The sequence below is a fragment of the Bacillus sp. SIMBA_031 genome, assembly GCF_046535225.1.
Lineage (GTDB): Bacteria > Bacillota > Bacilli > Bacillales > Bacillaceae > Bacillus > Bacillus velezensis.
In genome coordinates this window covers 1-249 of record NZ_JAWRXC010000525.1, presented here as the reverse complement: position 1 = coordinate 249, position 249 = coordinate 1, and the positions used below count along the sequence as shown (strand labels likewise).

Below are 249 nucleotides of genomic sequence, written 5' to 3'. Positions count from 1 at the left end.
ATGATGTGTGGATAGGTTACAACGCCACCATTATGCCAGGAGTAAAAGTCGGTGATGGTGCCATTATAGCAAGTAAATCTGTGGTAACGTCTGATGTGCCCGCCTATGGCATTGTTGGCGGTAACCCTGCAAAATTGATAAAAAAGCGTTTTGATGATGCGACAATTAATAAACTTCTAGCGATTGCATGGTGGGACTGGAGCAGTGAAAAAATCACCGCTCATTTAGATGCCATTACACACTCTGATA

General features: G+C 43.0%; 1 protein-coding gene. It reads left to right on the top strand.

From position 1 onward, the window contains the following. Positions 1 to 249, top strand: a 249-nt coding sequence (locus tag SB724_RS21240) for a CatB-related O-acetyltransferase (protein ID WP_410572985.1), incomplete at both ends; no start/stop codon positions are given.